Origin of the sequence: Mycobacterium asiaticum (assembly GCF_001673365.1) — a bacterium.
Classification (GTDB): Bacteria; Actinomycetota; Actinomycetes; order Mycobacteriales; family Mycobacteriaceae; genus Mycobacterium; species Mycobacterium asiaticum_A.
On record NZ_LZLS01000023.1, the window covers coordinates 130,101 to 137,365 of the forward strand.

The 7,265-nt window shown below is 65.6% G+C and carries 7 protein-coding genes; 5 read left to right on the forward strand and 2 right to left on the reverse strand.

What is annotated here, in order from left to right:
* The first annotated feature begins 78 nt into the window (after positions 1–78).
* Complete coding sequence (locus A5634_RS02970; RefSeq protein WP_253861460.1) at positions 79–1,890, forward strand: glycoside hydrolase family 15 protein; 1,812 nt, start codon at positions 79–81, stop codon at positions 1,888–1,890.
* Between the two features lie 6 nt (positions 1,891–1,896).
* Here the strand turns inward: A5634_RS02970 and A5634_RS02975 are convergent, their stop codons facing one another.
* Positions 1,897–3,705 (reverse strand): sulfatase-like hydrolase/transferase, encoded by a 1,809-nt coding sequence (locus tag A5634_RS02975; protein WP_065142581.1) that lies wholly within the window; start codon positions 3,703–3,705, stop codon positions 1,897–1,899.
* Positions 3,698–4,156, reverse strand: coding sequence for an SRPBCC family protein (locus A5634_RS02980; protein WP_065142582.1), 459 nt, complete (start codon positions 4,154–4,156; stop codon positions 3,698–3,700). The genes A5634_RS02975 and A5634_RS02980 overlap by 8 nt, the downstream gene beginning before the upstream one ends.
* Positions 4,157–4,350: 194 nt before the next feature.
* Between A5634_RS02980 and A5634_RS02985 the strand changes: the two genes are divergently transcribed.
* Genes A5634_RS02985 through A5634_RS03000 form a run of 4 tightly spaced genes read left to right on the forward strand, consistent with a single transcriptional unit; the run spans position 4,351 to position 7,177 of the window.
* A complete protein-coding gene (locus A5634_RS02985) occupies positions 4,351–5,268 on the forward strand; it encodes an HpcH/HpaI aldolase/citrate lyase family protein (protein WP_065142608.1) in 918 nt (305 codons plus the stop codon).
* 59 nt (positions 5,269–5,327) lie between these two features.
* On the forward strand, positions 5,328–5,687 hold the full coding sequence (locus A5634_RS02990; RefSeq protein ID WP_065142583.1) for a DUF488 domain-containing protein: 360 nt from the start codon (positions 5,328–5,330) through the stop codon (positions 5,685–5,687).
* Positions 5,688–5,699: 12 nt separating this feature from the next.
* The gene (locus tag A5634_RS02995) at positions 5,700–6,563 is read left to right on the forward strand and encodes an LLM class F420-dependent oxidoreductase (RefSeq protein ID WP_065142584.1); all 864 of its coding nucleotides are present in this window, start codon (positions 5,700–5,702) and stop codon (positions 6,561–6,563) included.
* Positions 6,560–7,177 carry a GNAT family N-acetyltransferase gene (locus tag A5634_RS03000; RefSeq protein ID WP_065142585.1) on the forward strand — a complete coding sequence of 206 codons (618 nt, stop codon included), beginning with the start codon at positions 6,560–6,562 and terminating at the stop codon, positions 7,175–7,177. Before A5634_RS02995 ends, A5634_RS03000 begins: the two co-directional genes overlap by 4 nt.
* Positions 7,178–7,265 lie beyond the last annotated feature (88 nt).

Consider the following 7,265-nt stretch of genomic DNA (forward strand, 5'->3'; position numbering starts at 1 on the left):
CGGGCCGGGTTACCCGTTCGCAGGCGGCTCACACAAGGCAACCGCGTTTATTGTCCTGAGATTGGGGAAAGCGAGGGCGTGCCGGCACCAGAACTCGACCCCGTCATCTCAGCGCCGAGCGAATCACCCTGTCGTGACCACGGTTTCGTTGCGCTGCGCAGCTACGCGCCAATCGGGGACGGGCGCACGGTGGCGCTGGTCGCCGAAGACGGCGCCATCGACTGGTTTCCGATCCCGAACCTGGATTCGATACCCGCATTCGCGGGAGTGCTGGACTCGGCCAATGGTGGTCGGTTGGAGTTGTCGCCCTCCGAGCCGTTCACGTCGCGGCGTCGCTATCTACCCCAGACGAATGTTCTGGAAACCACCTTTGATACGGACTCCGGTCGAGTGCGTGTCATCGACGCGCTCAACATTGGACTCGACGGGCGGCTGCCATGGACCGAGTTGGTTCGTCGTGTAGAAGGTGTCGAGGGCGAAGTGGCGATGCGCTGGCGGGTCGCGCCGGGAACATGCTTTGACACGGCTTCGCCGTGGGCACGGCACACACCGCACGGAACAGTGTTGCGGTTAGCGGATATAAACCTCGGTGTCAGCGTTTCCGAAGGCATGGATACCGAAATGACCGACCAGGCAATCTTCGGCGCATTCACGATTCGCGCGGGTTCGCGGCGAGTGATCGGGGTGGTGGCCACGGCTGGCGAGCCGTTGATGTTGTCGGCGGTGCAAGACATCGATCGCGGACTGGATCACACCGTTGCTCATTGGTCGAATTGGTCAGAGCAATTTGATTGCAGCGGAAGTTGGCACGATGCCGTGCAGCGCAGCGTGCTGTTGCTGAAGTTGCTGTTCTACAGCCCAACCGGAGCGATAGCGGCTGCCGCGACCACGTCACTTCCGGAACGGCTCTCAGGCGGCAAGAACTGGGATTACCGGTATGCGTGGGTCCGCGATACCGCGTACACGCTGGACGCATTGCGGCGCCTCGGTATCCGGGCGGAGACGCACGCGGCGATCAGTTGGTTGCTACGCACGGTCCGCCGTCACGGCGCCGGCACCGGAGTCTTCTACCGGCTGGATGGCTCGGCGGTTGACCCCGTGATCGAACGTCAGGCGCCGGGCTGGCGGTGCATCGGGCCCGTGGTGACGGGCAACCGGGCACACGACCAACTCCAACTCAGCATCTACGCTGATCTGTTCAACACGGTGCGGTTATACGTCGACGCCGGGCACGCGCTGGACACGCCCACCGGCCACCTTTTGGCCGACTTCGCCGATCAGGCCTGCGACGCCTGGCGTAACCGTGACGCCGGCATGTGGGAGTTGGAGGAACTCGAGCACTACACGACTTCCAAGATCGGCTGCTGGCGGGCATTGCGGTGCGCCGTCGGCCTCGCTGAAGACGGCCAGATTCCCGGGGACACGAAGCGTTGGGCTCACGAGGCCAAACGCATCCGCGAATGGGTGGAGCGGGAGTGCTGGTCGGAGGAACTCGGTGCGTACGAGTGGTATCCGGGCAGCGGCAAGTTGGACGCGTCGATCCTGCTGCACGCCGGCAGCGGCTACGACCGGGGCCAACGGATGTCCTCGACCATCGACGCACTGCAGCGGCATTTGGGACAGGGGCCGTTACTGTTTCGCTTCAGCGGTGCGCGTGAGGAAGGCGAAGGGACCTTTGTCGCGTGCTCATTCTGGGTGGTCTCGGCGCTGCACTACGTCGGCCGCGACGCCGAAGCGCGCGACCTGATGGATGAGCTGGTCGGCTTGAGCAACGATGTCGGGGTCTTCGCCGAAATGATCGATCCCGAGGATCATTCGTTCCTGGGCAACCTGCCGCAGGGTCTGAGCCATCTCGCCTTGATCGGTGCGGCGCTGGACCTGCAGTCCTGACCCGAGCTAACGCAGTCGCTCCAACACACGCCGCAGCACTCCCTGTGATTCGCCGACGGGTGGCTGCCGGTTGGCGTACGGCCACGGCTGATTGCGTTCGGGCACCGACAAAGCCCTCGCCTGCTTCAGTTGCATCCGCAGATGCTGTCGCAGTTCGTGCAGTTCTGGCTCGGCCCAACGATTTTCGGCCTCTACCGGATCTGCCGTCAGGTCGTAGAGCTCCCACTGATCGTCAATTGGATCAGTACGGTAGGCTTCGCCGCCAATTCCGTTGGCGGCCAAGTGCCTTACGCCGGGCTCGGTCCAGGTCGCCGGATCGTCGAAAGTGCGGACCAGTTTCCACAAATGGCCCGCTCCGCCGGGAGCATCGTCATCCTCGACGCGCGACACCAAGCCCTCGAAGTTCGACGCCACATGCGCTGGCAGCTTGATGCGAAGCGGCGCAGGAGGATTCACGTCGCGGCCAAGTTGACGGGACAGGGCCGATGCTCCGGTGTCGCCTTCGAGCACGTTGTCGCGTGTCATCAGATACACCGCGCGCGACTCGTCTGCCGGTGCGCCGTCGACCACCGGCATCAGGTCGGACCCGGGCAGCGGATGCACCTCGGAAAACGACTCGGCGAGTATCTGCGCCGTCGCGGCGACATCCACCCCGGCCGCGCCGAGCAGCGTCGGAACCAGGTCCACATGCGATGTCGGGGCGTCGACGGTGCGCGCCACGGTGGCGTTCGCACCGACGCGGGCGATCACGAACGGCACCCGGGTGGCCTCGTCATAAAGGTTGAACCACTTCTGGTGCAGGCCGCCGTGCGCGCCGAGCAGTTCGCCGTGATCGGAGGTGCGCACCAGGACGGCATCGTCAGAACCGCCGTCGGTGACCGCGCGACGAACCCGGTCGATTGGTGTGTCGACCTCGGCGTGCAGCCGGTAGTACAGGTCGCGGTAACGCTGCGCGTTGCGCTTGTAGGTCCGGCTGACCGCCGGGGACGGGCCATAGCCCGAGTAGTACGCCTCGCGGAACGCGATCTGCGCGGCCGGCTTGGTCGACAGATCCTCGTCGGCGGTCGGCGGGGCCGGCACCGGTGGCGGATCCAGCGGCGAAGGCTGCACCGGGCTGCGTCGAGCCCAGGCCGGGAACAACACGATGTCGTGCGGATTGACGAAGCTGGCTACCAGGAGAAACGGGCGCAGCGCCGCGGAATCACCGGCGCGACGTCGCGCATAGCGGTCGTTGAGCCAGGCGACGACACGATCGGCGATCAGCGGATCGCGCCGGTAGCCGCTGTTGGCGTTCCCGGCCCCGTGCGGCTCGGGCCCGACCCAGCCGGAAAAGCCGTATGGGTCGAGCCGGTCGGCGTCCAGGTAGCGCTGCACAGCCTCCGGGTCGACGACACCGTCGTCGTCGTTGGTCGCCAGAGATCCGCCGGTGGCCGGATCCTCGAGATCGGCGTGCGAGATGTGCCACTTGCCGTCGTAGTGGGTGTCGTAGCCGGCCGCGCGGAACCAGTTGCCGAGCGTCGGCACTTCGCCCGGGCGCAGCCAGCGCAACCGTGAGTCATCGAAGCGCTTGCCTATGCCGTCGGTTTGGGTGACGCCGTGCAAGTCGGGATATTGCCCGGTGAAAATCGTCGGGCGGCTGGGAACGCAGGCCAGCGACCCGGTGTAGTGCCGAGTGAAACTCACGCCGTGCTCGTCGAACCAGCGTCGGCCGACCAGGGTCTGTTGCCGCCAGGCGAGCAACTCGGCTGGCTCGTAGGGCGGTGTTGCACGCTCTTCGTCGGTCATCAGGATGACGACGTCGGGGCGATCAGACATGGGTGTTCTCCAATCGTCGTGCCAGTCCGGCGAGCAGCGCGTCGGACTGTTTGGCCAGGACGCGCAAGGCGACCCACTCGGCCATCTGGGCCGTACGTCCGTCGCCGACTTCGACCGTGCTGATCAGCGCGACCGCAGTCTTGGCGCCCGGATCGGCGAGCGGGCGCAGGGTCCAGCGGTTGGCGACTTTGCGCAACCGGGTCGGTAAGCCTTCGATGTCGTAGGCGAGTGCGGTGGGCGGGTCGAATCCGGTGATGCGCTCCACCAATGCGTTGGGACCTATCTGGACGCGGCGGGTGGTGCCGATCGGGCCGCCGTCGGGCCCCTCGTTGAGCACGCATGAATGATCGACCTTGTCGGCCCAGGAACTCAGGGTGCCGAAGTCAGCCAGAACGTCCCAGATTGCCTGTGCTGGCGCGTTGATGGTCCGGCTGCGGCTGATCTCTGCCACGCAGCCATCCAACCACGCTTGCCGCCTAGCGGACTTTGCGCTCGGCGGGGGCTGTGGACGGGTGAAGTGCTCCTGCGCTGCTCGGCGCGTCGGCCGCGTTAGCCGTCTCGGGTGGGGACCTGGTATGTCACGTTGTGCTGTCGCTACGGTTAGGGGCTGTCAACGACGGAAATGAACAGGCGGCCAAGCACGCGATGTATGACCAAGCCAATTACGAGGCGGCGGAACCCGCCGACATCGGCTCACGTATCGATCCGGTTCTGGCCCGGAGTTGGCTGTTGGTCAACGGGACGCACGCCGACCGGTTCGAGGCCGCGGCGCACTCCCGTGCCGACATCGTCGTCTTCGACATCGAGGACGCGGTAGCGCCCAAGGGCAAGGACGCGGCCCGGGACAACGTGGTGCGGTGGCTGTCCGCCGACAACAACGACTGGGTCCGGATCAACGGCTTCGGCACCCCGTGGTGGGCCGACGATCTGGCGAAGCTGGCCGATACCCCGGTGGGTGGGGTGATGCTGGCGATGGTCGAGTCGGTGGACCACATCACCGAGACCGCCAAGCGCCTGCCGAATGTGCCGATCGTCGCGTTGGTCGAAACGGCACGCGGACTGGAGCGCATCACCGAAATCGCCGCCGCCAAAGGGACCTTCCGGCTCGCGTTCGGCATCGGCGATTTCCGCCGCGACACCGGGTTCGGCGACGACCCGTTGACGTTGGCCTACGCGCGCTCGCGGTTCACTATCGCGGCCAAGGCGGCCGGGCTGCCCAGCGCGATCGACGGGCCCACGATCGGCTCCAACCCATTGAAGCTAATCGAGGCTTCGGCGGTGTCCGTGGAATTCGGGATGACCGGCAAGATCTGTCTGTCGCCGGATCAGTGCGCCGTGGTGAACGAGGGTCTGTCGCCGTCGCAGGACGAAATCGGTTGGGCGAAAGAATTTTTCGCTGAATTCGAGGCCGACGGGGGAGAGATTCGCAACGGGTCGGACCTGCCGCGGATCGCCAGGGCCACCAAGATTCTCGACCTGGCCCGGTCCTATGGCATCGAAGCCTCCGAGTTCGAGGACGAACCGGTGCACTCGCCCGCGCCCAGCGACACCTACCACTACTGAAAAACCGGGCGTAACGTCGGCTTCCAGCGGGTTGTCGAGGTGGCGGATCGGTTGAGGCGATGAGTCCCAAGCGTGCGGTGCGGGTAGTGCGGATCTACGACGAGCCCGATCCCGAAGACGGCCAGCGGGTCTTGATCGACCGCATCTGGCCGCGCGGAATCCGCAAAGACGACCCGCGGGTGGGCGTCTGGTGCAAAGACGTTGCGCCATCGAAGGACCTGCGCGAGTGGTACCACCATCAACCCGACCTGTACGACGAATTCGCGGCGCGTTACGAGGCGGAACTGGCCGGCAACCCCGCGCTGGCGGAGCTGCGCACGCTCGCCAAGCGGGGGACGCTGACACTGGTCACCGCGAACCGTCAGGTCGAGATCAGCCACGCCACGGTGTTGGCGAAGCTGCTCAGCCGTCGCACGTGAGACCATTCACGGATGCAAGTGGGGTTGCATGCGTTGGGCATTGGTTCCGGTGCTGACCGGGCGGTGATCGACGCGGTGGCTTCCGCGGCGGACCGCCACGGGTTCACCACCTTGTGGGCGGGTGAACACGTGGTGATGGTGGACCGGTCCGAATCGCGTTACCCGTACTCCGCTGACGGCGTCATCGCCGTTCCCGCACAAGCGGATTGGCTGGACCCGTGGGTAACGCTGAGTTTCGCGGCGGCCGCCTCGTCGCGCATCCGGCTCGCCACCGGCGTGCTGCTGCTTCCCGAACACAATCCGGTGATCGTGGCCAAGCAGGCGGCGAGTCTGGACAAACTCAGTGGTGGGCGCCTGACGCTGGGCGTTGGTGTCGGCTGGTCCCGGGAGGAGTTCGACGCGCTTGGCATACCGTTCGCGCGACGCGCGGCGCGCACCACCGAATATGTCGCCGCTCTGCGCGCCCTGTGGCGCAACGACATCGCGTCCTTCTCCGGCGAATTCGTCGGATTCGACTCGATCCGGGTCAACCCGAAGCCCCCCGGCGATATCCCGGTCGTGGTGGGCGGAAACAGCGATGCTGCGTTGCGTCGAGTCGCCGCGTGGGGCGACGGCTGGTACGGCTTCAACGTCGATGGCTTGGCTGCGGTGCGGGAGCGAGTGGGGAAGCTCGAACAGTTCTGCGCCGATTCCGGTCGTGAGCGCAGCGAACTGCGGCTGGCTGTGGCCCTGGTCAGCCCCGAGGTTGAGGATATCGGCGCCCTCGAGGAGCTTGGTATCGACGAGTTGGTGCTGGTCGCGGCGCCGCCGAATAGCGCCGATGCAGTGCCGGACTGGGTCTCGGCTCTGGCTGAAAAATGGGAGCTAGCACTATGAGCGAAGCCGACGAGCTTTTCCCACGCGCGCTGACCCGTGACCGTGATGGGTTCCCGCCGCCCCCGACGCCAGTGGTGCCGTCACCCTATGCGTGTCGGCTGGTCGATCCAGGCGCAGACGCCGAGATGATCGCGGACTGGATGAGTCGTCCGCACCTGGTACGGGGTTGGGATTCGGCATGGCCGGCCTCGCGCTGGCAGCAGTACCTGCGGGCGCAGCTGGACGGTAACTATTCTCGACCGTTCGTCGGCAGCATCAACGGCGTTTATCACGGGTACTTCGAATTGTATTGGACAGCAATGGATGTCATCGGCACGCGGTACGAGAGCGAGCCGTACGACTTGGGCATACACCCAGCCATCGCCGACCCCGAAATCGTGCACGACGGAATCGCACAGTTCTTGTTGCCACACGTGGTGGCCAGCGTGCTCAACGCCGAGACACAATGTCGCCGAATCATTTTCGACCCGGACCGCCGCAACAAGCCGGCGCGGCTGTTCTGTGAGAGTGGCGGTTGCGTGTTTCTGGGCGAGCACGATGTGAAGGATCGTCGCTTGGCGCTTTACGTGTTGCCCCGCACCCTCGACGACGTACCTCGGCTGCGCGACGTTTGATCAGCCGGTGATCTCGTCCAGCGCGGCCGATGTGTCCAGGTCGGCGTATGCCGCCGAATACCGTTGTGCCAGTGCGATAGCGATGTCC

Coding starts and splice junctions, on each gene's coding strand:
- A5634_RS02975 (WP_065142581.1), bottom strand. CDS start 3,705: ATGTCTGATCGCCCCGACGTCGTCATCCTGATGACCGACGAAGAGCGT.
- A5634_RS02985 (WP_065142608.1), top strand. CDS start 4,351: ATGTATGACCAAGCCAATTACGAGGCGGCGGAACCCGCCGACATCGGC.
- A5634_RS02990 (WP_065142583.1), top strand. CDS start 5,328: ATGAGTCCCAAGCGTGCGGTGCGGGTAGTGCGGATCTACGACGAGCCC.
- A5634_RS02995 (WP_065142584.1), top strand. CDS start 5,700: ATGCAAGTGGGGTTGCATGCGTTGGGCATTGGTTCCGGTGCTGACCGG.
- A5634_RS03000 (WP_065142585.1), top strand. CDS start 6,560: ATGAGCGAAGCCGACGAGCTTTTCCCACGCGCGCTGACCCGTGACCGT.